This window comes from Defluviicoccus vanus (assembly GCF_014672695.1).
Classification (GTDB): Bacteria; Pseudomonadota; Alphaproteobacteria; order Rhodospirillales; family Defluviicoccaceae; genus Defluviicoccus; species Defluviicoccus vanus.
Window position 1 is genome coordinate 645880 of record NZ_CP053923.1, and the last position, 25457, is coordinate 671336.

The 25457-nt window shown below is 63.9% G+C and carries 18 protein-coding genes and 1 pseudogene; 7 read left to right on the top strand and 12 right to left on the bottom strand.

Annotated features, from left to right (window positions below; translation table 11 throughout):
- Positions 1-4: 4 nt before the first annotated feature.
- The gene (gene gltB, locus HQ394_RS02935; protein WP_456151478.1) at positions 5-4840 is read right to left on the bottom strand and encodes a glutamate synthase large subunit; all 4836 of its coding nucleotides are present in this window, start codon (positions 4838-4840) and stop codon (positions 5-7) included.
- Between the two features lie 273 nt (positions 4841-5113).
- On the opposite strand from gltB, the gene HQ394_RS02940 reads away from it, so the two are divergent.
- From HQ394_RS02940 to HQ394_RS02955, 4 genes are all read left to right on the top strand, one after another.
- The gene (locus tag HQ394_RS02940; protein WP_190263088.1) at positions 5114-5917 is read left to right on the top strand and encodes an undecaprenyl-diphosphate phosphatase; all 804 of its coding nucleotides are present in this window, start codon (positions 5114-5116) and stop codon (positions 5915-5917) included.
- Positions 5918-5956: 39 nt separating this feature from the next.
- Positions 5957-7336 (top strand): YhjD/YihY/BrkB family envelope integrity protein, encoded by a 1380-nt coding sequence (locus tag HQ394_RS02945; RefSeq protein ID WP_190261956.1) that lies wholly within the window; start codon positions 5957-5959, stop codon positions 7334-7336.
- A gap of 198 nt (positions 7337-7534) precedes the next feature.
- On the top strand, positions 7535-7807 hold the full coding sequence (locus HQ394_RS19455) for a hypothetical protein (protein ID WP_223291809.1): 273 nt from the start codon (positions 7535-7537) through the stop codon (positions 7805-7807).
- A gap of 2000 nt (positions 7808-9807) precedes the next feature.
- A complete protein-coding gene (locus HQ394_RS02955) occupies positions 9808-10929 on the top strand; it encodes a DUF748 domain-containing protein (RefSeq protein WP_190261958.1) in 1122 nt (373 codons plus the stop codon).
- Here the strand turns inward: HQ394_RS02955 and HQ394_RS02960 are convergent.
- The 7 genes and pseudogenes from HQ394_RS02960 to HQ394_RS02985 all read right to left on the bottom strand — a co-directional run bounded on the left by HQ394_RS02960 (position 10926) and on the right by HQ394_RS02985 (position 18734).
- Positions 10926-11600, bottom strand: a complete 675-nt coding sequence (locus HQ394_RS02960) for a haloacid dehalogenase type II (protein WP_190261959.1) — start codon at positions 11598-11600, stop codon at positions 10926-10928. The two genes, HQ394_RS02955 and HQ394_RS02960, sit on opposite strands and share 4 nt — an antisense overlap.
- Positions 11601-11627: 27 nt before the next feature.
- Positions 11628-13286: an ABC transporter ATP-binding protein gene (locus HQ394_RS19460; protein WP_223292018.1), complete on the bottom strand. Its 1659-nt coding sequence runs from the start codon at positions 13284-13286 to the stop codon at positions 11628-11630.
- Between the two features lie 105 nt (positions 13287-13391).
- Positions 13392-14456: pseudogene (locus HQ394_RS19465) on the bottom strand (ABC transporter permease); the annotation flags it as partial.
- On the bottom strand, positions 14453-15565 hold the full coding sequence (locus HQ394_RS02970; protein WP_190261961.1) for a microcin C ABC transporter permease YejB: 1113 nt from the start codon (positions 15563-15565) through the stop codon (positions 14453-14455). The gene HQ394_RS02970 and the pseudogene HQ394_RS19465, both read right to left, overlap by 4 nt.
- A 9-nt stretch (positions 15566-15574) precedes the next feature.
- Positions 15575-17317: an extracellular solute-binding protein gene (locus HQ394_RS02975; protein WP_190263089.1), complete on the bottom strand. Its 1743-nt coding sequence runs from the start codon at positions 17315-17317 to the stop codon at positions 15575-15577.
- A 113-nt stretch (positions 17318-17430) separates the two neighbouring features.
- Positions 17431-18204, bottom strand: coding sequence for a histidinol-phosphatase (gene hisN / locus HQ394_RS02980; protein ID WP_190261962.1), 774 nt, complete (start codon positions 18202-18204; stop codon positions 17431-17433).
- Positions 18201-18734 (bottom strand): c-type cytochrome, encoded by a 534-nt coding sequence (locus tag HQ394_RS02985; RefSeq protein ID WP_190261963.1) that lies wholly within the window; start codon positions 18732-18734, stop codon positions 18201-18203. The genes hisN and HQ394_RS02985 overlap by 4 nt, the downstream gene beginning before the upstream one ends.
- A gap of 176 nt (positions 18735-18910) precedes the next feature.
- On the opposite strand from HQ394_RS02985, the gene HQ394_RS02990 reads away from it, so the two are divergent.
- Genes HQ394_RS02990 through HQ394_RS03000 form a run of 3 tightly spaced genes read left to right on the top strand, consistent with a single transcriptional unit; the run spans position 18911 to position 21358 of the window.
- Positions 18911-19657 (top strand): 3-deoxy-manno-octulosonate cytidylyltransferase, encoded by a 747-nt coding sequence (locus HQ394_RS02990; RefSeq protein ID WP_190261964.1) that lies wholly within the window; start codon positions 18911-18913, stop codon positions 19655-19657.
- A gap of 4 nt (positions 19658-19661) precedes the next feature.
- Positions 19662-20453, top strand: coding sequence for a DUF4431 domain-containing protein (locus tag HQ394_RS02995; protein ID WP_190261965.1), 792 nt, complete (start codon positions 19662-19664; stop codon positions 20451-20453).
- Between the two features lie 17 nt (positions 20454-20470).
- The gene (locus HQ394_RS03000; protein ID WP_190261966.1) at positions 20471-21358 is read left to right on the top strand and encodes a prephenate dehydratase; all 888 of its coding nucleotides are present in this window, start codon (positions 20471-20473) and stop codon (positions 21356-21358) included.
- Positions 21359-21403: 45 nt separating this feature from the next.
- Here HQ394_RS03000 and HQ394_RS03005 read toward each other — a convergent pair whose 3' ends face one another.
- The 4 genes from HQ394_RS03005 to HQ394_RS03020 form a co-directional block, all read right to left on the bottom strand.
- Positions 21404-22246: a universal stress protein gene (locus tag HQ394_RS03005; RefSeq protein WP_190261967.1), complete on the bottom strand. Its 843-nt coding sequence runs from the start codon at positions 22244-22246 to the stop codon at positions 21404-21406.
- Between the two features lie 126 nt (positions 22247-22372).
- Positions 22373-23374, bottom strand: a complete 1002-nt coding sequence (gene cydB, locus HQ394_RS03010) for a cytochrome d ubiquinol oxidase subunit II (protein WP_190261968.1) — start codon at positions 23372-23374, stop codon at positions 22373-22375.
- A 4-nt stretch (positions 23375-23378) separates the two neighbouring features.
- Positions 23379-24797: a cytochrome ubiquinol oxidase subunit I gene (locus HQ394_RS03015; RefSeq protein ID WP_190261969.1), complete on the bottom strand. Its 1419-nt coding sequence runs from the start codon at positions 24795-24797 to the stop codon at positions 23379-23381.
- 92 nt (positions 24798-24889) lie between these two features.
- Positions 24890-25444, bottom strand: a complete 555-nt coding sequence (locus tag HQ394_RS03020; RefSeq protein ID WP_190261970.1) for a GNAT family N-acetyltransferase — start codon at positions 25442-25444, stop codon at positions 24890-24892.
- Between the last annotated feature and the right edge of the window lie 13 nt (positions 25445-25457).

A 25457-nucleotide genomic window follows, 5' to 3' on the forward strand; every position in this document is an offset into this window, starting at 1 on the left:
CGTCTTAATATCCCACAGCGATGCTGATGCCCTTGCGTTCGGTCGCCCGCCACGTCGCCTGCATCTGTTCCAGGGCGCGACGGTAGTCGACAGGCATAATTTTAACGAACTTCGGCAGGTACTCGGTCCAATTCTCGAGGATCAGGGTGGCCCGCCGGCTGCCGGTATAGCGACGGTGATCTTCGATCAGCGCATGCAGCCGCTGCGCATCGTAGCGGGTCATATCGCGCATGATTTCGACGGTGCCGTGCGCCTGCAGGTCACCGCCCTGACCGTAGATCTCTTCCAGTTTGTCGTCTTCGTCGGCCAGCGGCTGCAACTCGACCATCGCCAAGTTGCAGCGTTTGGCAAATGTGCCGTCCTCATCCAAAACGTATGCAATGCCGCCCGACATGCCGGCAGCGAAATTGCGGCCGGTCGAGCCGATGACGACGACGCAGCCACCGGTCATGTACTCGCAGCCATGATCACCGACACCCTCGACGACAGCGATCGCGCCGGAATTGCGCACCGCGAACCGTTCACCAGCGACACCGCGGAAATAGGCGGAACCGGCGACCGCCCCATAGAGGACGGTGTTGCCGACGATGATATTTTCGTGCGGATCGAACTTGGCCTCCCGGGACGGGTAGACGATCACTTTGCCGCCGGAAAGCCCCTTGCCGACGTAGTCGTTGGCGTCGCCCTCCAGTTCAAGGGTGATGCCGCGGGCGAGGAAGCCACCGAAGCTTTGGCCGGCTGTGCCGTTGCATTTGATCCAGATGGTATCGTCGGGCAACCCCTCGTGGCCGTGCAGCCGCGCCAACCGGCCGGACAGCATGGCGCCGACGATGCGGCTGGTGTTTTTGACCGGCACTTCGATCCGCACCGGCTTACGGTCCTCAAGCGCTTCCTTGGCTTCGGCGATCAGCTGGTGATCGAGGATGGTCTCCAGGCCGTGATCCTGCTTCTGGCAGTTGTAGCGGGCAATCTCGGGACCTAACGGCGGGCGGAAGAAAATGCGGCTAAAGTCGAGGCCGCTCGCCTTCCAGTGCTCGATCGCCGCGTGCGTCTCCAGCCGATCAGTCCGGCCAATCATCTCGGTCATCGTACGGAAACCGAGCTGCGCCATCAGTTCGCGCACTTCCTGGGCGATAAAGGTCATGAAGTTGATGACCTGCTCCGGCTGGCCGGTATACCGCTTGCGTAGCTCCGGATCCTGCGTCGCCACGCCCACCGGACAGGTGTTGAGGTGGCACTTACGCATCATGATGCAGCCGGTGGAGATCAGCGCCGCGGTGGAGAAGCCGAATTCGTCGGCGCCAAGCAGCGCCCCGACGACCACATCCCGGCCGGTCCGCAGCCCACCGTCCACCTGGACGGCGATGCGGCCGCGCAGGTCGTTGAGGACCAGTGTCTGGTGCGTTTCGGCGAGGCCGACTTCCCACGGCAACCCGGCGTGCTGGATCGAGGTGATCGGGCTCGCCCCGGTGCCGCCTTCGAAACCGGAGATGGTCACGTGGTCGGCGTGCGCCTTGGAAACGCCGGCGGCAATCGTGCCGACGCCAACTTCCGAGACCAGCTTGACGCTGACCCGCGCCTCCGGATTGATGTTCTTCAGGTCGTAGATGAGCTGCGCCAGATCCTCGATCGAATAGATGTCATGGTGCGGCGGCGGCGAGATCAGGCCGACGCCCGGCGTCGAGTGGCGCACCTTGGCGATCCATTCATCCACCTTGTGTCCGGGCAGCTGACCACCCTCGCCTGGCTTCGCACCCTGCGCCCNCTTGATCTGCAGGTCATCGGCGTTGACCAGGTATTCCGCGGTGACGCCGAAGCGACCCGACGCCACCTGCTTGATCGCCGAGCGCATGGAGTCGCCGTTCGGCAGCGGCTTGAAGCGCGACCGCTCCTCGCCACCCTCGCCGGTGTTCGACTTGCCACCGATGCGGTTCATGGCGATTGCCAGTGTCGTGTGCGCTTCCCAGGAGATGGAGCCAAAGGACATGGCGCCGGTGGCGAACCGCTTGAGGATGGCGCTGACCGGCTCAACTTCGTCGATCGGGATCGGCTGATCGGCGAGCTTCAGATCAAACAGACCGCGCAAGTTGCGCAACTTGCGGGCTTGGTCATTGAGCTTACGGGTGAACGCCTGGAACTTCTTGTAGTCGCCCGACCGTGTCGCGTGCTGCAACAGGGCAATGGTTTCCGGTGTCCAGGCATGCTCCTCGCCACGCAGGCGATATTGAATCTCCCCGCCCACTTCAAGCGCATTGCGCAAGACGGGTGAGCTGCCGAAGGCAAGGCTGTGCCGGCGCGTCGTCTCCTCGGCGATCTCGTCAAGCCCGACGCCCTCGATCGGTGTCTTGGTGCCGCTGAAGTACTCGGCGATGAAGGCGCGCGACAGACCGATCGCGTCGAACATCTGCGCCCCACAATAAGACTGGTAGGTGGAGATGCCCATCTTCGACATCACCTTGAGGATGCCCTTGGAGACGGCCTTCAGGTAGCGCTTGTGGAGATCGGCCTCGCTCACATCCTGCTGCAGTTCGCCGCGCAGATTGGAGAGGGTGTCGAGCGCGAGATAGGGGTTGATCGCTTCGGCACCGTAGCCGGCAAGCAGGCAAAAGTCGTGCACCTGGCGTGCCTCGCCGGTCTCGACGACGAGGCCGACAAGAGTTCGCATACCTTCGCGGATCAGGTGATGGTGCACCCCTGCCGTCGCCAGCAACGCCGGGATGGCGATCCGGTCGGCACCGATCGCCCGATCGGATAGGATGATGATGTTGTAGCCATCGTCGACGGCCTCGGTTGCTGCGGCAAAGATGCGGTCGAGCGCTTCCTCCATGCCGGCCGCGCCTTGCTCGGCGGGATAGGTGGTATCGAGGGTATAGGTGCGAAATGCCCGGTCGACATGGTTCTCGATCCGGCGAATGCGTTCGAGATCGACGTTGCTGAGAGTCGGCGTCCGCACCTCGAGGCGCTTGTGCCCCGCCGCGCCCTCGGGGGCGAGCAGGTTCGGGCGGGGACCGATCAACGATACCAGCGACATGACGAGTTCTTCGCGGATCGGGTCGATCGGCGGGTTGGTAACCTGGGCGAAGCACTGCTTGAAGTAGTCGTAAAGCATCTTCGGCCGATCGGAGAGTACCGCCAGCGGGATGTCGCGCCCCATCGAGCCGATGGGATCCTCACCGGTCAGCCCCATCGGCTGCAGGAAGAAGCGAATGTCCTCCTGGGTGTAGCCGAAGGCTTGCTGCCGATCGAGCAACGTCTGCGGATCGGGCGGCATCGGCCCCACTTCCGGCGGCAACTGCTCCACCCGGATCTGCGTCGCGTCGAGCCACTGCCGGTAGGGGCGCTCCGCCGCCAACTGCTCCTTGAGTTCGGCGTCGTCGATGATCCGGCCCTGCTCAAGGTCGATGAGGAACATCTTGCCCGGCTGCAACCGCCACTTCTTGACGATCTTCTCATCGGGAATATTCAGCACCCCTGACTCCGACGACATCACACAAAGATCATCGTCGGTGAGCACGTAGCGCGCCGGGCGCAGGCCATTGCGATCGAGGGTGGCGCCGATCAGCTTGCCATCGGTGAACGCCACCGCCGCCGGGCCGTCCCATGGCTCCATCAACGCTGCGTGGTATTCGTAGAAGGCGCGGCGTCCCTCGTCCATCAGCGGGTTGTCGTCCCACGCCTCCGGAATCATCATCATCATTGCGTGCGGCAGCGAATAGCCGCCGGCCACCAGCAATTCGAGCGCATTATCAAAGGTGGCGGAGTCCGACGCGCCATCGCCGATCAGCGGCCACAGCTTCTGCAGGTCATCGCCCAGCAGGTCCGACTTCATCGCGTGCCGGCGGGCCAGCATCCAGTTGATGTTGCCGCGCAGGGTATTGATTTCGCCGTTGTGACACAGGTAGCGGAACGGATGCGCCAGCTTCCAGGAGGGAAATGTATTGGTGGAAAAACGCTGGTGCACCAGCGCGATCGCCGACACGAGGCTCGGATCCTGCAGGTCGCGATAATAGGTGGACAGGTTCTCCGACAGGATCATGCCCTTGTAGACGATGGTGCGCGGCGACAAGGAACAGATGTAGAACTGCTCCTCATCCGGCAACTGCTCGCCCCAGATGGCGTGATGCACCTGCTTACGAATAACAAAGAGCTTGCGCTGAAAGGCTTCGGTGGTGGCCGTACGCGGACCGCGCTTGATGAACACTTGGCGGATCACCGGCTCGATCGGCTTGACACTGAAGCCGAGAACCGAGTTGTCCGTGGGGACATCGCGCCAGCCGAGGAGGATCTGCCCTTCCTCCGGCACGATTCGATAGAAAGCGTCGATGCACTTCTGCCGGGTCTGCGCATTGCGCGGCAGAAAAATCATGCCGACGGCATAGTGCTCCGGCGCCGGCAGGGCGAACCCCACCTTGTCACACTCCTGCCGATAGAAGGCATCCGGGATCTGCATCAGGATGCCTGCGCCGTCACCGGCAAGCGGATCGGCACCCACGGCACCGCGATGTTTCAGGTTGCAGAGAATGCTGAGCGCCTGCTCGATCAGCTCGTGGCTCTTGCGGTTCTTGATGTTGGCGAGAAAGCCGATACCACAGGCATCGTGCTCGTTCGTCGGGTCGTAGAGCCCCTGCGCAGATGGCAAGGCATATGATCTCATGAGGCGCGTCCTCGTCTCTGATCGCCGTTCACCGTCCCAAGCCCTGATACCACACCGGGCCCGAGTCCGTGCGTTTTGATGGCCGAACCGTGCGCAGCGCACATTCGGTACTTGGTTACGGCTTCCCCGCGGAATGTCCAATGTAGCGATCCGGTAAACCCGAATTCGCAGTTTTTGGCGCCTCATCGCACAAAAAGACGGCAGGCAACCGTGGACGTGGGCCGTTCTGCGCAGATTACAAGCTATGTACCGTCAGGCAACAGTTTCTTTGCCCGATTAGCCCAACGATCGAGCAAGCGAGAACCGCGTACAGCATCCGACCAAGGCAACCGCTTCGCGATCCCGCAAGCCGATCGCCCACGTTTGCGCCCGGTGTTCATTGGACATCCTGGCGCAAACGCGCTAGATCGTGGCGCCGCTCAGCCGGGGCGGCCTCTAACCTTTGATGCAATCTCCCCGATGGAACATCCTTCATTCTTCATCGCCGCCATTCTTGGCTTGGTCGAAGGTTTGACCGAGTTCATTCCGGTATCCTCCACCGGACATCTGATCTTGCTGGACGACCTGCTGGGCTTCCAGGGGCCGCCGGGCAAGGTCTTCGAAATTGCCATTCAGTTGGGAGCGATCCTCGCGATCTGCGTGCTGTATTGGCGCCGCCTGCTGCACGTCGGCTTGGGTCTGTTCAACGACCACGCCTCCCAGCGCTTTGCCACCAATATTCTGGTGGCCTTCCTGCCGGCGATGGTCATCGGCGGCGTCGCCCACGATTTCATCAAGACGGTGCTGTTTTCGCCCTGGATCGTTTCCATCATGTTGGTTCTGGGTGGCATCGCCATTCTGGTCATCGAGCGTATCCGGCCGCAGCCGCAGGTCAGGCACGTGGATGCGATGACGCCCGGGCTGGCGCTGCGCGTCGGTCTCTGCCAGTGCGTGGCGATGATCCCCGGTGTTTCGCGCTCGGGCGCTACCATCATGGGCGGCTTGCTCCTGGGGATTGGCCGCGAAGCCGCAACCGAGTTCTCCTTCTTTCTCGCCATTCCGACGATGCTGGCGGCCACCGTTTATGACCTCTACAAAAACTGGGCTTACCTGAGCATGGACGACGCAGCCCTCATCGCCACCGGCTTTGTCTGTGCCTTCGTCGCCGCGCTCGTTGTCGTCCGCACACTGATCCGCTTTGTGTCGCGCAATGGCTTCACACCCTTCGCCTATTACCGCATCGTCATCGGGATCATCATGGCTGCGGTTCTCTTGAGCCGCTGAACGCCCTACGTTCTTCGCGTCACTTGCTAGGAACGCTGGATGACCGACGATCCCTTCTTCGCCTCGTCACCTGGTCGATGGGCTGAGCGCAATCTGTTTCAGCCCGCCTCCCTCTGGCGGCGAATCGCCGCCAAAAGCTTGGCGATCGCCCTGGCGATCGCGCGCGACGTCAGCCAGGGACCAATGACGCTGCATGCGTCAAGCCTCGTCTATACGACACTGCTTTCGGTTGTTCCCTTGATGGCGCTGGCGTTTGCCATTCTCAAAGGCTTCGGCGCGCATAACCAACTGGCGCCGCTGCTGAAGGAATTGCTGGCGCCGCTCGGGCCCGACGCAGCCGCCATCACCGGGCGCGTCGTCTCCTTCGTCGATAACATGCATGTGGGTGTTCTGGGCGCGACCGGACTGGCCGTGCTGCTTTACACCTCCATTTCCGTGGGCCGCAAAGTCGAGCAGGCCTTCAACGAAATCTGGCATGTGGGGACGAGCCAGCCGCTCGGACGCTCGATCACCAAGTTCCTCTCGATCATCATCGCTGGTCCGATCCTGCTCTTTTCCGCCTTCGGCATGAGCGCATCGCTGATGAGTTCGGCCTTCACCCAGGATCTGATCACCATCGAGCCGCTCGGGCGATTGATCGCCTTTGCCGCCGCCGCGTTTCCCTACGTAATCATTATGGCCGCGTTCACTATTTTCTACTGGATCGTGCCGAACGCGAAGGTTCGCTTTCTCTCCGCGCTGGGTGGCGGTCTCGCCGCCAGTTTCGTCTGGACGCTGGCAGGCTGGGCCTTTGCTACCTTCGTTGCCAGTTCCTCCAGCTATACGGCGATCTATTCGGCGTTTGCGTCACTGATCCTGCTGCTGATCTGGGTCAACGTGAATTGGCTGGTGCTGCTGATCGGCTGTGCCGTTGCCTTTTACGTCCAGCATCCTCAGTCTCTTTGCTATAGTGCGAGCGGCGCTGGTGATGATCCATGGTCGCGCGAGCATGCTGCACTAAGTATTCTGCAGGTTCTGGGGCGCAAACATTACGGAGCGGGGTCCGCCACGGCCGAGACCTTGCGAAGGGAAACCGGACTGCCGCAGGAGGTCGTCGAAGCCACGCTGGCGCGGCTGCACAAGGCCGGCATTCTGCTGCAATCCGCCGACGACTCGCATGTCTGGGCACCGGCACGTCCCTTCGACGCGACGCCGGTGGTGGACGTCTGGGAGGCTGTTTACGGCCGCGAGGCCGTCACCGAGAGCACCGCGCCGCGCGATCCCGCCCTGTCCGCCTACGAGGCGCGGATAAGGCACGGCGTGGCCGCAGCGTTGGGCGAGGTCACCCTGAAGGAACTGGCGCTTGGCCCGCCGCCCGCGGCTTGGTCGGAAACAATGCCAGGGCTGCCCATGGAGAACGAGGGGGCTGCCTTCCGTTGATGATTAGCGCTACCGTTGCACAGCACTCCGCGCTATCCAACCTCGGCACGATCTCGACGCCAACCATTTGGCAGGCATGATGCAGGCAGAGATACCAAATCAGGCCACTGGACCGGCGGCAAATAGTCGCAGCACCGCTGTGCCAACCGGTGACGATCACCCGAAACCGAAAGGGGGCGGCGAGCGTGGCGGGTCCTGTTGTGGGTCGCAGTCGTCGTTGCTGTCGTCATCACCGGCATCTCCTTCGCGCCAGCTCCCCTCGCCCGTCTCATCCTCCACTATTACGTGGACGATCTCGGCATCGACGTGGAAGGCGAGCAAACTCTCGACATCAATCTGTGGAAGGGCATCATCACCTTTGGCCCGGCCAATTTCCGTCTTGGCAAGTCCGATCCGGGACAGGTCACCAAGCTGGGGCTGGATTTTCGCTACGCAGTCTGCTTGGCAAACGGGCGCTGGTCACGACGCTGATCATCGACGGCCTCAACCTGAAACTGACTGAGAACGCTAAAGGCGAACTTGCACTCAACGGCGTTCCGCTCACCGGCCTCCTCGCATCCGAGGAAGAGGCGACGAAGACCAAGGAGAAGGCAAAGAGCAGCTGGGGCGCCGGTCTCGATTCCTTTGAGCTGCACAATTCAAAGCTGCTGTTCGTTACCCCGCAAAACCGGCAGGCGGAACTCGCGATCGAGCAGCTGAGCCTGATCGGTTTTCGCACCTGGCAACCCGACGAACCGGGCACGTTCTCCCTCGCCGGCCAACTCAACGGCATGCCGGTCAGCGCCGAAGGTGAGGCGCGCCCCTTCGCCGAAGAAGTCCAGGTGGGTCTGCGCTATCAGATCAACGACATCGAACTGGCAAAGGTCGAACAGTTTACCGGCTCCCTAGGCCTTGAACGCAGCGCCGGGCGGATGCAGCTACAGGGCGCCGGCGAAATTTCCCAGCTGTTCAAGGGTGGCACGCGTATCTCTTCCAGTGGGGAGATAGCGGTCGATGGCGTCGACGTGTCGATGCCCGGCAGCGTCGCCATCGCCATGCCAGCGGCAAAGAGCAACTTTCAACTGCGCACCCGCATCGAGGCGGATGGCCGCCTNGAGTCCGCCGGCGCCATCGGCCTTGATGCCACCTCCGGGCGGCTGCAGGTTCCGGGCGGCACGGACGTTACCTTTGATCGCGGCTCCCTGCCGTCAACGGACGTCGCCCTGTCGCTGAGCCCGGACGGCGGCTTGGCGTTCAAGGCCGCACCAGCGCTCGACATCGCCAAGCTGGCGCTCAGCGGTCCGCTCAACCTGACCAGCGACAGCGCCAAGCTGCAACTGCAGGACCTGGACATCACCTCGGGCACCACCGCCACCAGGATCGCGACCGGTGGCACGCTGAAGGTGGCCAAACTAGCCCTGGCAACGCCGGCGGCAGACGGTTCAATGCGGCTTCAAGCTGCAGGCGCCGACGATCGACACCACGCTTGCCGANNCGTCGTTTTCAAGGACGAGAACGGCAAGACCCAGCTTACCGGCAACGCCAATGTCACTGCCGGCGTGGCGGAGGTCTCGCTTCCCGCCAGTGGCCGGGAGCAGCCTTGGTCGGCGACGCTGAACAAGCTGCAACTGGGCACCCATGACCTCGCCCTCAACATCGCCGGCGACACGACGCAGTTACAGTCCGCACTGTCGGCGACCATCGGCGCCTTCACCGCCGAGATGGCGCAACCGGCCGCTCAGCGTGGCGGGCGTGGGCAAAGGACGAGCGCGGTGGCCCGTTCGCAGGTCTCGGCCGCACCGATCGAGATCGGCCTGCCCCACTTCGAAATGACCCAGCGGCCGAACGATCTGCAGATCGCAACCGCGCTCCGCTCGCGCTGGACGGCGGCAAAGGGCTCCCTCGGCGATGTGCCGGCACGTCCCGCCTTCTCGCTCGGGCAGTTCGACCTGTCGGCCACGTCGCTATCCCTGGCGATGACGGGTCAACGCCTCCGCGTCGGGGGCAACGCAGCGCTGAACTTGGCGGATGCCGATGTGCGCTGGGAAAGCCCGCTGGCCGCCTCCCGTGGGTCAAACGCCGAGAGCAAAGGCAAGGTATCCAAGCTCGCGCTTAACCTCTCCGGCCTCGATGTGCAGACGGAAGGCGACAGCGTGACCGCCAAGGCCGCCGTTGGTCTCGATGGCAACGGGATCAGTTTGCGCTCGTCGGAACTGGACACCGTCGCCGGTGGTCAGATGGACGTCGATCGCTTGCAGGCGGCGGTGNNAAAGAAATCGCCATCGGCCGACCGCCGGCGCCGGCGTGGCACGTCGCCCTCGATGCAACCGTGGGCGGGCTCAGCACTGGTCAGGCGAACACGGTCCCTCGCATGCGCGCCCAGGCGGTCGAAGTCCGCGACCTCATCCTCGACGACCGCGGCGCCGTCGACGCCGATGCGCTGATTTTCACCCAAGACCGATGCCGCCATCAGCCGCCACTGGCTCGAGCGTATGGGCGGAGATCCCGCGGCCGAGCAGGTGGCGAAGGCAGCGGAAGAGGTGGTGCAACGGGCAACGAAGGAAAAGGCACCGCTGCGCATCGGCCACCTTCGCGTCGAGGACAGCGCTCACGTCAATTTCGAAGACGACGTGCTGCGGCCTCCCGCACGCTTCGCGCTGAAGATTGAGGCCTTCGACATGGGTGAACTGAATTCGGAACGGCCGCAGGGCAAGACCGATCTCTTTCTGCGCGCGCGCCTGAACGAGTTCACCCAGATCGAGGCGCAAGGATGGGCGTCGCCGCTCGCACCCAAGCCGGACTTCGCGCTCAGCACCAGCGTCAAGTATCTGCAATTGCCGCAGCTTTCCCCCTACACGGCGCAGGCGATCGGCCTCAATATCGATAGCGGCCGGCTGCAGATCAAAGCCGACGCCACCGCGCAGCAGGGCGAATTGCAGGGCGTAATCAATCTTGTCGCCAACAGCCTGGCCCTCACGCCGGCGAGCGCCGAAATCGCCGGTCAGGCGGAAAAGACGATTGGCGTGCCGATCAACACCGCGCTCAACCTGCTGGAAGACAGCGAGGGAAAAATCACCCTCAGCCTCCCGCTCTCCGGCAATCTTGCNTCTCCCTCCTTCGATTTTGGTGACGTGATCACTCTGGCGATGACCAACGTCGTCAAAGGCGCCGTGCTCGCCCCGTTCAAGATGGCGCTGCTGCCGCTGAACCTCCTCGTCGACGCGGCCAGTGGCTCGGCACCGAAGCTGGCGCCGATCACCTTTGACGCCAACACCATCACCCCGGATGCCCAGGGCAAGACGATCCTCGCATCGCTGGCCAAACTGTTGCAGGAGGAAGAGAAATTAACCGTTCAGGTCTGCGGTCGGACGACATTGCAGGACCGGACGGCGGCATTGGCGAAGCAGGCACTGCCTCCCGAAAGCGACCCCATCTATCCGGTCGCCGTCGCCGACCTTCGCGCCGGTCTGGGGCAACTGGCGCAGTCACGCACGACAGCGGTTCGCCAAGCGTTGGACGAACAGTACGGTATCCGCCGTGGTCGCGTCCTAGAGTGCCGATCCTATTTCGACGACCAGGACAACGGCCCGCCACGCGTCGAGATCAAATTTTAGAGCCGATCGGCGAGGTCAGCGAGTGAACTGACGGTCAGCGTCGGTTCGATCCCCCACGGGTCAAAGATCTGCGCCGGCGTGCGCTGCACCCAGGCGGCGTCGAGCCCGGCAGCGCGCGCGCCGATCACGTCCCACGCATTGCCGGAGACGAGCCAGCACCGGCCCGACCAGGCACCGGTGGCGCGTCGCACGTGGGCGTAGACCGCGGGTGACGGCTTGAAGGTCTTCAGGTCGTCGACGCTGACGACGCCGTCAAGCAGCGGGTACAGGCCAGCGCCCTCCAGCACTGCCGTCACGTCCGCCGCGGTGCCGTTGGAGAAGGCAAACAACTGGTGACCGTTGGTGCGCAATCGCTGCAAGGCCGGCACTGCTTCGGCGAAGGCCGGCAGGCGCTTGTAGGCATCGAGGATCGCGGCTCGCCGCTCGGCCGCAAAGGTGTGAGCGAACCGCACCGCCGTATGATCGAAAGCGTCGGCCGTGCATTGGGCGAAGGTGGCATAAAGCTGCATCAGCCCGCGGCGAAAGGAATACTCCAGCTGCTTTTCGCGCCAGAGGGCAGCGAAGTCGCTCGCCGTTGCGCCGAGATCCGCCTGTAACTGCTGAGCGATGCCAGCCGGATCCACCAGCGTGCCATAAACATCGAAGGCAAGGGTAATCGCGCGGTCTGCCATCTCTTCCCTGTCGGCGCTGATTGTTTCTCAGCTTACGGCCGGCGGTCCGGCAACGTCCATGGTCAAGGCGGCAGCGAGCAGCGCCTGCGTATAGGGATGCCCTGGTGCGGCAAAGATTGCTGCCGCCGGGCCGTGTTCAACGATCCGTCCTGCCCGCATCACCAGAACCTCGTGCGCCAATGCCCGAACCACCCGCAGGTCATGACTGATGAACAGGTAGGCGATCCCATGCGCCCGTTGCAGCGCCCGCAGCAACTCGACGATCTGTGCCTGCACCGACACATCCAGCGCGCTGGTGGGCTCGTCGAGGACGATAAACTCCGGGCGGAGGATCAACGCCCGGGCGATGGCGATCCGCTGTCGCTGGCCACCGGAGAATTCATGTGGATAGCGATCTTGTACCGCCGCATCGAGGCCGACTTCGGTCAGCACCTCGGCGACGCGCTGCCGCTGCTCCGCCCGGTCGCCGCCCTGGCGGTGGATGCGCAAACCCTCGGCGATGATCTCGCCCACCGACATCCGCGGACTGAGGCTACCGTAGGGGTCCTGGAAGACGATCTGCATCCGCCGGCGTAGCGGCCGCAGCGCCGACCAGTCGAGCCCCTGCAGCGGAACGCCATCAAAGGTGATGCTGCCCTGACTGTGCGTCAACCGCAGCAGGGCCCGCCCGAGGGTACTCTTGCCCGATCCGCTCTCACCCACCACCCCCAGCGTCTGGCCGCGGCGCAGGCTGAGACTGACGCCATCCACTGCCTTGAGGTGATCCACCGTTCGCCGGAACAGACCCCGCTTGACCGGAAACCACACCCGCGTGTCTGTCGCCTCCACCAGGACGGCGGCGTCAGGTCGGGCGGGATCGGGCTGCCCTTTCGGCTCGCTGGCCAGCAGCCGGCGGGTGTAGGGGTGCTGCGGCGTGGCAAAAACGGAGGCCACGTCGCCCTGCTCGACGATCAGGCCCTGGTTCATGACGCAGACCCGCGCCGCCATCTTGCGGACGATGCCGAGGTCGTGGGTAATCAGCAGCAGCGCCATCCGCAGCCGCGCCTGCAAGTCTCTCAGCAAGCTCAGGATCTGCGCCTGGATAGTGACGTCGAGCGCGGTGGTCGGCTCGTCGGCAATCAGCAGGTCCGGCTCGTTGGCAAGGGCGATGGCGATCATCACTCGCTGCTGCTGACCGCCGGAAAACTCGTGCGGCAAGGCGCCGAGGCGGTCCACCGCATCGCCCATGCCCACCAGATGCATCAACTCATGCGTCCGGGCGCGGGCTTGGCGCGGTGTCAAACCCCGGTGCACCAGCAGCACCTCGCTGATCTGGCGTTCGATGGAGTGCAGCGGATTGAGCGAGGTCAACGGTTCCTGGAAGATCAACGCCATGCGATCGCCGCGCAGCGNCCGCATCCGCGCCGGCGATGCGGCGAGCACGTCTTCGCCCTCGAAGTGGATCGCACCACCCGGATGCCACGCCAGCGGATAGGGCAACAGGCGCATGATCGACAGTGCGGAAGCCGACTTGCCCGACCCGCTCTCGCCCACCAGCGCCACCGTCTCGCCGCGGCCCACGTCGAAGGAGACGCCACGAACGGCGCGAACTTCCCGCTCGCCGCGGCCAAAGCTGACCGCCAGTTGGCGGACACTGAGCAACGGTGACCGGGATGGATCGAGAGATGGTTGCGGATCGGCGAGCACGGCCCCCTGCCCCTTCCTAGTCCGCCACTGCGCCGACGGGGCGCTCCACCTGGGGTATTTCGCCCCCGAGCCAAGGAGCGGCCGCATGCCGGCGATCGCCTTGCGAGGATCGAAGGCGTCACGCACCGCTTCGCCGATGAAGATCAGGAGCGACAGCATCAGGGCGATGACGATGAAGCCGGTCAGCCCCAGCCAGGGCGCCTGCAGGTTCGCCTTGCCCTGTGCCAGCAACTCGCCCAGGGACGGTGATCCCGGCGGCAGGCCGATGCCGAGGAAGTCGAGGCCGGTCAACGCCGTCACCGAGCCGGCGAGGATAAAGGGCAGGAAGGTCATCGTCGCCACCACCGCGTTCGGCAGGATATGGCGAAGCATGATTGCCGTGTCCGATGCACCAAGGGCGCGGGCGGCGCGAACGTAGTCGAAATTGCGGGCGCGGAGAAACTCGGCGCGGACGACACCGACGAAACTCATCCACTCGAACGCAGNCAGAATGATCAGCAGCCACCAGAAGGTCGGCTCGACGATGCTGGTGAGGATGATCAGCACATAGAGCGTCGGCACCGACGACCACACCTCGATGAACCGCTGCAGCCCCAAGTCAACCCAGCCGCCGAAGTAGCCCTGCACCGCGCCGGCGGCGACACCGACGATGGCCGAGACGATGGTCAGGGTGAAGCCGAACAGCACCGAGATGCGAAAGCCATAGATGGCCCGTGCCAGCACGTCGCGCGCCTGGTCGTCGGTACCGAGCCAGTGCCGGGCATCGGGTGGCGACGGCGCGGGGGCGCCCAGGTTCCAGGCGACGGTGCGATAGCCATAGGGGATGAGAGGCGACAGCAGCCAGCCCCTGGCTTCGATCATCCGGCGGACGGCGGGATCGCTGTAGTCGGTTTCCGTCGCGAAGCTGCCGCCGAAGGTGGTCTCGGGGTAGCGCTGAAAGACCGGGAGATAAACCGCACCGTCGTAGACGACGAGGATCGGCCGGTCATTGGCGACGAATTCGGCGAACAGGCTGACGATGAACAGGACGAGAAAGATCGCCAACGACCACACGCCACGCCGGTTGGCCTTGAATGCCTCGATCCGCCGCCGGGACAAGGGGGTGATCCGCCGGCCGAAGCAGCGATCGTCGGCGGCTGCGGCCACCGTTGCTGTCGCGCCTCGCTTCACGCCCGCCTCGCGGCGAAATCGATGCGCGGATCGATCAGCATGTAGGTCACGTCGCCGACCAGGTTGAGCAGCAGTCCCACCAGCGAAAAGACGTACAGCGTGCCGAACATCAGCGGATAGTCACGGTTGAACGCCGCCTCGAAGCCGAGAAGGCCGAGGCCGTCGAGCGAAAAGATGATCTCGATAAACACGGCGCCGGTGAACAGAATGCCCACCAGGGCGGAGGGAAAGCCGGCAATGACGATCAGCATCGCGTTGCGAAACACATGCCGGTAGAGGACCCGGCGCTCGCTCAAGCCCTTGGCCCGGGCGGTGAGGACGTACTGCTGGTTGATCTGATCGAGGAACGAATTTTTGGTCAGCATGGTCAGCGTCGCGAAGCCACCGATGACCATGGCGGTAATCGGCAGCACCATGTGCCACAGGTAATCGATGATCCGGGCGGGCCAGGCCATCGCCGACCAGTCCTCTGAGACGAGGCCACGCAGGGGAAACCACTGGACGTAGCTGCCACCGGCAAACAGCACCAACAGCAGGACCGCAAACAGGAAAGCCGGGATGGCGGTGCCGATGACAATGACGAGCGAGGTCCAGACGTCAAACCGGCTGCCATCGCGCACCGCCTTGGCGATGCCGAGGGGGATCGAGATCAGGTAGGTCAGCAACGTCGTCCACAACCCGAGCGAGATCGACACCGGCATCTTCTGCAGCACCAGATCGATCACCGGTGCGTTGCGGAAGTAGCTCTCGCCGAAATCGAAGACGAGATACTTGCCGATCATATCGATGAAGCGCCGCCACAGCGGCTTGTCGAAGCCGTATTGCCGTTCGAGATCCTTGATGAAATCGGGATCGAGGCCCTGGGCACCGCGATACTTCAGCATCGCGCCACCACTGTCGCCGGCGCCGCCCCGCATGCCGGCCATGGTTTCGCCACCGCCACCGCGCGAGATCCGCTCGCTCGCCGCACCGCCGACACCGGTCAACTTCGCGATCGCCTGCTCCACCGGCCCGCCCGGCGCCGTCTGGATGATCAAAAAGTTGATCAGCATGATCGCCAACAGGGTGGGGATGATCAGCAGCAGACGACGAAGAATGTAGGCGCCCATCGCCCTCCCTCACTCCGCCGCGGCTGCGGCGGGCTGCCGCGCCGCGAGGCGCGCCGCCTTGGCCGCATCATACCACCAGGTATCGCGCGAAACGCCCTGGTCGGGGGAAACCGCCGGATAGGCAAACTTGTCCCAGTAAAGCACCCGATCCGCCTGCGAATACCAGCCGGGAATAACATAGAAGTTCCAGCTCAGGACCCGNNGATCGAGGGCACGGGTGTGGGCGATCAGACTGTCGCGGTCCGAGGCGACGATCAACTGCTCGATCAACTCGTCCACCACCGGATCGTGGATGCCGGCATAGTTGCGCGAGCCCTCCGCCTGGGCGGCGGTGGAACTCCAGAAATCGCGCTGCTCGTTGCCGGGCGACCNCGACTGTCCCCAGACCAGCATCGCCATGTCGAAATCAAAGGCGCGCAGGCGATTGACATACTGCGAGTCGTCCACCAGCCGCAGGCTGACGTCGATGCCAAGCCGGGTGAGGTTGCGGACAAAGGGCAGCATGATCCGCTCGAAGGTGGGCGTATCGATGAGAATCTCGAACGCCAGCTGCTCGCCGGAGGCTGCGTTGACCAGCTTCAGGTCGCGGACCACCCAGCCCGCCTCGCGCAGCAGGGCGAAGGCGCGTTCCAGGTTGGCGCGCGGCCAGCCTGTTCCATCGGTCGCCGGCGGCTCATACGCCGGACCGAAGACGGCATCGGGCACGCGGCCGCGGTAAGGCGCCAGGATCGCCGCTTCCGCCGGCGAGGGCGTACCTATGGCAGCGAGATCCGAATTGTTGAAGTAGCTGCGGGCGCGGGTGTACTGGTCGAAGAACAGCACCCGGTTGGTCCATTCGAAATCGAAGGCATAGCCGAGCGCCTCGCGCACCCGTGGATCGGCAAACACCGGCCGGCGGGTGTTGAAGACGAACGCCTGCAGCCCGGCCGGTCGCCGGTGCGGGAACAACACCTTCTGCAGCCAGCCCTCGCGCACCGCCGGAATGTCATAGTCCAGCGCCCACGCCTTCGCTTGGTTCTCGACCCGGAAATCCAGCACACCTGCCTTCAGTGCTTGCCGTAGCACCGTTTCGTCGCGGAAGTAATCGAAGCGCAAGCGATCGAAATTGTTTTGCCCGACATTCACCGGCAGATCCCGCCCCCAATAGTCGGCGACGCGTTCCAGCACCACGAACCGTCCCGGCTCGAACGTGCCAACCCGGTAGGGCCCNNCGCCGAGGGGCGGTTCCAGTGTCGAACGCTCGAAGTCGCGCCCTTCCCAGTAATGCTTCGGCAGGATCGGCATCTGTCCGGCAATCAACGGTAGCTCTCGATTGCCGGCCTGCTTGAAGACGAACTTCACCGTTCGCGCATCGATCTTCTCCGCATGATCGATCGCCGCGTAATAGAAGCGGTAGAAGGGCTGGCCTTTCGTCTTCAGCAGCTGCAGCGAAAAGATCACGTCTTCGACGGTGACCGGTGCGCCATCGTGCCAATGCGCCTGCGGTCGCAGGGTAAAGGCGACCCACGCCCGATCCTCGGGCCAGCTGATGCTTTCGGCCAGCAGGCCATATTGGGTGAATGGCTCATCCTGACTGGCGACGGTCAGGCTTTCGTTCGCCACGTCAGCCGCCGGGTTTCCCTTGGTGATAAAGGGATTAAACGAGTCGAAGGTACCGGCAACGCCCTGGCGCATCTCGCCGCCTTTCGGCGCAGCCGGGTTCACGTAGTCAAAGTGTTTGAAATCCGCGGGGTACTTTGGCTCGCCAAACATCGCGATCGCATGGCCGGTATGGATCCCGGCCTCGGCCGCAAGGGCGTGATCGGCAGGTGAGAGGTGGAAAGCAATCAGCGCCACCGCAACGACGAGGCAGCGACGGATGGCGCTCACGCAGTCAGTGCCGCCAACCCGGCGGCATGAGCCTTGCGATCACCCGCCGCCAGGACCCGCCCGCCCGATGTGAGCCCGAGGGCCCGGCCCTCCCAGTCGGTGATCGTCCCGCCGGCTCCCTGCAGCACCGGGACCACTGCACAGTAGTCATAAGGCTGCAGCGACGCCTCGCAGACCAAGTCCACCCGGCCGCGTGCCACCAGGCCGTAGGCATAAAGATCGGCGCCATAGACCGCCGCATAACAACGCTGCCGCAAGCGTTCGAAGGCGGCGACGTCATCGCCCTCAAACATCTGTGGCGAGGTGGCATAGAGCCATGCGTCGGCGAGGTTCGGACACGAGCGGACGCTCACCGGTTCGCCGTTGAATGTGGTAACCCGCCCCTCGGCGCCGACCCACCGCTGGCCCAGCGCCGGCATATCGATGATGCCGACAATGGGAACACCGTCGCGGGTCAGGGCAATCAATGTCCCGAACAGCGGCTTGCCGGTCACGAAGGATTTGGTGCCATCGATTGGATCGAGAACCCAGACGAACGACGTATCCGTGCGATCGGCGCCGTATTCCTCGCCGAGAATGCCGTGGTCTGGCCACGTCTGCTCGATCAGCCGCCGCATCACCGCCTCGGCCTCGCGGTCGGCAGCGGTGACGGGACTGGAGTCGGACTTGCGCTGGAAAGCAACCGGGTCAGCGAAATACTTCAGCACCACCGGGCGGACAGCATCAGCCATCGCCTCCGCCCGTTGAACGAATACGCTGAGGTCGGTCACGGAAGCGGCAGCGGTGAATCGGACTGGCCGCGCAGGAAGGCGATGACAGCGGCGCGGTCCTGCGGCTTGCTGAGACCGGCAAAGGTCATCTTGGTGCCCGGCGCGTAGGTCTTGGGCGAGGTGAGGAACGCATTCAGCTCCTCATAGCTCCACGTCTTGTCGTGCATGCCAGCGATCACCGAGGAATAGGTGAAGGTTGCGCTATGCGCATGCGGGCCACCGACGACGTTCCACAGGTTCGGCCCCACCTGATTCGCTCCGCCCTTGTCAGCGTTGTGGCAGGCTTTGCACTTGCCGAACACCTTCTGGCCTTCTGCCGGATCGGCGGCAGCGATGAGCGGCATGATGTCGACCGGCGCCGCCGCTGCTGCGGATCCGGCATCGCCGGCGGCCTCCTTCGCCGCGACCTGCATCGCCGGCGCATGCGGCGTTACGCTAACCAGCGTGCTGCCGAGGAAGTTGGTCCCGTAAACCAACCAGGCGCCGATCAGCACCGACAGCCCCAACTTTTCCACAAACGAAAAATGCATTTCCGGATCCTTCTTGACGGCCCGCTTATAAACCCTCGTGGCCCCTTGCGTCTCACAGGCGGTTGGCCCGCACTCGCCCCTTCGCAACCGCACTCTAGCCCTAACCAGCCAACGCCTTCAACGTTTCACGGTACAAGATCTAGCCGCCACGCGACACCTGTGGTATTTGCCTCATTATGTCCTATCTGCCTAATGCAATCGTCGTCATCCCGGCGCGGATGGCGTCGACCCGTCTGCCGGGTAAACCTCTCGCCGATATCGCTGGCGCGCCGATGATCGTCCAGGTTTGGCGCCGCGCCCTCGAAGCCGATGTCGGGCCGGTGGTTGTCGCCTGTGGTGAGCAGGAAATCGCCGACGCGATCACCGGTGCCGGAGGCCGTGCGGTGATGACCTTTCCTGACCATCCATCCGGGTCGGATCGCATTTTCGAAGCGCTGCAGGCAGTGGACGGCGAAGGCAGCTTCGAGGTGGTGGTCAACCTGCAAGGTGATCTTCCAACCCTTGATCCAACGCTGCTGCAGGCGGCGATACGGGCACTCGCGTCCCCGGCGGTNGTGGACATCGGCACCCTTGTGGCGCCGATCAACAATCCGGCGGAGCGCGACGACCCCAACGTGGTCAAGGTGGCGGCGGGGTTCGCCGCCGGCAGCACCGTTGGCCGAGCGCTCTATTTCAGCCGCTCGCCGGTGCCGTGGGGCGATGGTCCGCTCTATCATCACATCGGCCTATATGCCTATCGGCGCGCGGCGCTCAACCGCTTCGTCCAGTTGCCGCCGGGCTTGCTCGAACGACGCGAGCGGCTGGAGCAGTTGCGCGCGCTCGAAAATGGCATGCGCATCGATGCCTCCCTGGTCGACACGGTTCCGCTCGGCGTTGACACCCAAGCCGAACTGGATCGCGCCCGCGCCATCCTTCGGCGCTGAGCGCATGCCTGCCGCCGACCCATTGTTGGCGCGCATTGGCGGCTTGGCACTTCTGGCGACGGTATTGACGGACGTCCCGGCCCTCGCCGCCGTGCCGGCGCTGCCGTGCATGAGCTACGGCCCTTCGGTCGTCGACCTGGAAGGCATCCTGCAGCGGGAAGCCTTCGTCCAACAGCCGGTTGAGGATCTGTTCGTCAACCCGAATGATGTGGAGGTGATGGCGGAGCCAGACGCCACCGCAGCGGCGAAAGCCAATACCGCAACAACGGCACCGGCCCCTGCCGGCCCGCCGGCCGGTGCGGCCGCCGACAGCCCGTTGACGCCCGCCGTCGACCCGGCATTCATCGGGCCGCTGAGGCCAAGCAGCAGCACCCCCACCGAGGCTGCTGCCCAAGCGCCGGACCCGGTGCTGTTGCGGGCAAGACCGCTGAAACGGCCGCCACGGTCCGAACAGGCTTGGGTTCTGGTCCTCCGGTCTTCGCTGTGCGTCGTCGCCGACCCGATGGACCGGATCAACACCACTGAGAAGAAAGTGCGGAAGATTCAACTGGTCATCGCACCAACCGACGAGCCCGCGTTGCGGGCGCTGCAAAAGAAGAAGGTTGTTGCCCGCGGCCAGTTGTTTCATGCGGTTTCGCGGCGGCATTATCTGCCAGTGTTACTTAACGTCGAAACAATCAGGCTACCCGAATGGATTCCCGAGCCGACACCGCTGCCGCCCCTGACGCCGCTGCCGCCCTTGACGCCGCCACCACCCCTGGCGCCGCTACCGCCTCTGCCGGCGACGTCGCGCTGAAACCAGCGACGTCGCAGATGTCCGACCCCGCNCGCACGATCGCCTTTCAGGGTGCACCCGGCGCCTATTCCGATCTCGCCTGCCGCAATGCCCGGCCGGAACTTTCGACCCTGCCCTGTCGCTCGTTCGAAGATACGATCGCCGCCGTGCACAACGGCCAAGCCACCTTCGCCATGATCCCGATCGAGAACTCGGTCGCCGGGCGCGTGGCAGACATTCACAATCTCCTGCCAAGCTCCGGGCTGTATATAATTGGCGAGCACTATCAACGCGTTAACCATTTCCTGCTCGGCCTTAAGGGTGCGCACCTGCACCAGATCACCCACGTCCACAGCCATATTCATGCACTCAACCAGTGCCGGAAGCTGATCCGCGAGCTGGGCCTGGAAGCGGTGGTGCGCATCGATACCGCCGGCGCGGCGGCGGAAATCGCTGCGGCGGGCGATCCCACCCAGGCGGTGATCGCCTCCGAACTCGCCGGCGCCATTTACGGCCTGGTAACCCTGCGCGCCAATATTGAGGACGCGGCACACAACACCACCCGCTTTCTGATCATGGCGAAAGAGCCGATCGTGCCGCATCCGAAGTCGGGACCAACGATGACCAGCTTCGTTTTCCGCGTGCGCAACGTCCCGGCCGCGCTCTACAAAGCGCTTGGCGGCTTCGCCACCAACGGGATCAACATCACCAAGATCGAAAGCTATCTCGTCGGTGGACGGTTCAATGCGGCGCAGTTCTACGTCGAGGTTGAGGGCCACCCCGAACATCCGAACATGAAGTTCGCCTTCGAGGAGTTGGATTTCTTCACCCACGAAGTCCGCACCCTCGGCGTTTTCCCGCAGCACCAATACCGCTTCGACCGCAGCGGCGACACGGCTGCCGCCGCTAGCGAGGAACCGGTCTGATCGGATCGGTTCGGAGGTGCCTCCGCCCCATCTACATCCGCCCCCTCAGTGCGCCATCAGCACCGGTATGGGCGCATGGCGCAGGATGTGCTCCGTGGCACCGCCAAAAATATACTGGCGTAGCCGGCTGCGGGTGTAGGCACCTTTGAGCAAAAGATCGGCCCCGAGCGTCTTCGCTTCGGCGATGAACGCCTCGCCGGTGGATTGATGCTTCGGCTCGACTCTCGTCGCTCGAGCGGCGATGCCGTTGCGTTCCAAGTGGCGGGCAACCTCCCGCCCCTCCGGCCCGCCGATCATGCCGCCTTCAACCGTGACCACCTCAACCTTTGCCGCCGCCATCAGCAACGGCATCGCCAGCGCGATGGTCCGGGCCGATTCGGTTGAGCCGTTCCAGTAGATGGCGATCACGTGCCCGATCGAAGGCGCCGGACCGGCGCCAATCACCAGCACCGGTCGTCCGGTTTCGAACAGGGCCGCTTCGCAGGTGTTCTGCCAACGCGCCGTCGGCTCCGCTGGGCGGCCGATGACGATAAGATCGAAGAGTCGCCCGTGCTCCCCGACGATATGACCTTCGTTTCCCTCCAGTTCTCGCCAGCCGGCGATCGGTGCCTGATCCTCGGTCTCCAGTTCGCCCATCGCCAGACCGTTCTCGCGCGCCGAAAGACAGAAGCGCGTGCGTGAGCTGTCGGCAAAGGCACGCCACCGCTTGGCGTAGTCGGAGAGGGTCTCCGCCGGCACCGGCACGCCGTGGCCGATTTCCAGATGCGGGCCCTCGCTCACCAGCAGCCCCTCAACGTAGCTGCCGAACCGGCGTCCAGGAGTGCNCGCGCCATGCAGCGCGAGTGTGCTGACTTCCTCACTGTGAAACGGAACGAGAATTGTCTTCATCGCCGTTCTCCCAAACGCAACCTGTCGCTAGCAACCTCCGATAATTATAGCGCGAATTGCTATGTTAGTTTATCGCCATCGCCATCGCCATCGGCCATGAACGGGTAGAGACCATCTCCGGCGGTTTCAGTGGTATTCCACGTCCGGACGGACCTTGCCGCGAAACACCCAGTACACCACGGCGGTGTAAATCAGGATCACCGGCAGGACGACGATGCCGGCACCATAGAACATGAACTTGAGTGATTGCGGCGGCGCCGCCGCATCGGCGATGGTGATGGTGAAGGGCACCATGTAGGGCCAAAAGCTGGCGGCCATGGTCGCAAACGCCGAGAGAAAGATGAGTGCCGCCATGGCGAAAGGCGTGCAATCGGACCGGCCGGCACGAGCAGAGAAGAACAAGACGATGGTGGCGACGGCGCCCAGCGCCGGAAAGACAAACAGCCACGGCCGATCGAGATAGCGACCCATGATCCGCAGATCGCTCGCCAGCGAATAGATCGTGGCGATCAGCAGGAACATCAGCACCGCCGCCAGCAACGGGAGAATGCGCCGGCGTGCCCAGGTGTGCACGTCGCCCTCGGTCTTCAGCACCAGCCAGGTGGCGCCGAGCAGCATGTAACCGAAGACGAGACCGATGCCGCAGGCGACGGCGAAGGGGGTCAGCCACTCGAAGGAACCGCCGACAAAGCGGTCGCCAACCACCGGCAATTCGCCGACCATGGCACCCACTGCCGCCCCCTGGACGAAGGTCGCCAGCAGCGAGCCGAGGAAAAATCCCCAGTCCCAAATCCAGCGTCCGCGGACCGTCTTGTAGCGAAACTCGAAGGCGACCCCACGCAGGATCAGCGCCACCAGCAGTAGCGTCAACGGCAGGTAGAAGGCCGGCAGCAGCACCGAATAGACCAGGGGAAAGCAGGCATAGAGGCCGGCGCCAACGACCACCAGCCAGGTTTCGTTGCCGTCCCACACCGGGGCAATGGCGGCCATCATGTTGCGCCGCGCCGTCTCGTTGCGTGTGGTGCCAAACAGGATTCCCACCCCGAGGTCGAAGCCATCGAGGGTGACGTAGATAAGAACCGCCAGTCCCAGGATCAGCGCCCAGATCAGTGGCAGATGTGCTTCCATCGCCCTACTCCCCGTCCAAGGTGGGCTTGCCGTGTACCGTCCCGGGCGCGCCGCCGGGGACGGCGAGCGGACGCTGCGCCGTGATACCGGCGTGCACCGGTGGTGAGGCCGCGTCCGGTCCCTGTTTCAGCAGGCGGTAGATGTAGAGCGTGCCGGCAGAGAAGATCAGCGCATAGACACTGACGAAGGCGAACAGCGAGGTGATGGCAGCACTCGTATCAAGCGAGGGGGTGACGGCGTCGGCGGTTTTCAGCAGACCGAAGACGACCCAGGGCTGGCGCCCCACCTCGGCGGTGAACCAGCCGGTGAGCACGGCGACGAAACCGGTGGGAAAGCTAAGAAAAGTGCCCCACAGAAACCAGCGTGGCGCCCGGTCCCAGCCCCGTCGCCCGAGCAGAAGGCCACCCCAGGCGATCGTCAACATGAGAACGCCCATGCCGACCATGATCCGGAAGGTAAAGAACGGGATCCAGAGTGGCGGCCGCAGGTCGGCTGGCACGGTGACAATGCCGGGCTCCGCGGAAGTAAACGTCCCGGTATCGACGAAACTGCCAAGGTAGGGAACGGCGATCTCGAACAGATTGCGCTCGTTATCCGGATCGGCAATCGCGAACAGGATCAGCCGCGCCGGCTGTTCGGTCTGCCAGCGGCCTTCGATGGCGGTAAACTTGGAGGCCTGATACTTCGCCGTATACTCGCCATTGAGATGGCCGAAGGCGATCTGCAGCGGGACCAGAACTGCGGCCAGGCCGAGCGCCATGGTCAGCATCAGGCCTGCTTCCTGGCGATGAATATGCCGCAGCAGATACCACGCCCCGGTGGCGGCGATGCAGAAGGCGGTGGTCAGATAGGCACCCAGCAGCATGTGAGGAAACCGTACCCAGGCCACCCAACTGCCGAGGATAAGGGCCCAATCGGTGGGAACGTAGCGGCCATCGATCAACTCCGCGCCAAGCGGCACCTGCATCCAGGTGTTGTTGGCCATGATCCAGAACGCCGAGAAGGTGGTGCCGAGTGCCAGCATGCAGCAGGCGGCGAAGTAGGCCCAGCGGGGGACGCGCACACGGCCAAACAGCACCACGCCGAGGAAGGTCGCTTCGAGCAGGAAGGCGGTAAAGGCTTCGTAGCCGAGGAGCGGTCCCTGGATCGGCCCGGAACGCCGGGCGAGTTCGCTCCAGTTGGTGCCGAACTGGAACGCCATGACGATGCCGGAGACAACCCCCATGCCGAAGGCGACGGCAAAGACTTTAAGCCAGAAATCGAATAACCGTCGATAGACCGGATTACCGGTCGCCAGCGAAATGCCTTCCAGTGTTGCCAGCCAGGCGGCAAGACCGATGGTGAAAGAAGGAAAAATGATATGAAAGGTGATCGTGAATGCGAACTGGATCCGCGAGAGAAGGATCGGGTCGAGTTCCGGCATATCAGGCCTGCTCCCCAATTGGCACTAAGAGCCATCACAACGGATGGCCATTACAATTGCAATTTCATTTACGGTAGCCGGCGTATCGGGTTCTAAAGCTCGCGCATACCCCGTCGTGCCGTAACCAGGCGCAGGTCGTCCCACCCATAGGCCGTCTGTGCCAGCATCGTGTTCCACAGGCGCTCCTGGCGTTCGCCGACCCNGGCGCCCCNCATCGTCTCGTAGAAAAAGCGCGACGGATTCTGCGTCAGCACCCAGACCAGGGCCGACGTCAGGCCACGGTCGCTCAGCAGGTCGAACAGGCGGAGCAGCATCGCCCGGCCGATGCCCCGCTCCTGGTGCTCAGGCGACACGTAGAGGGTGAAAATTTCTCCCGCTTGCGGCAGGTTGGTGACGCGTGCTTCGCCACAACTGCCAAAACCGATGATGGTGCCGTTGGCCATTTCGGCAACGACGACCCACTCGGCGAACTGGCGGCGCGACAGCTGTGCCGACCATTCGCGCGTCTGAGCGCGGCGCGACAAACGGACAAGGACGCTCGAAGGGATGAGGCCGGGGTACGTGGAGCGCCAGGCATCCACGTGGACTGCCGCAATGCCTTCCGCATCGACGGGCTCCGCCGGTCTGATGCGAACCGTTGTCAGCATGGCCCTACTCCCT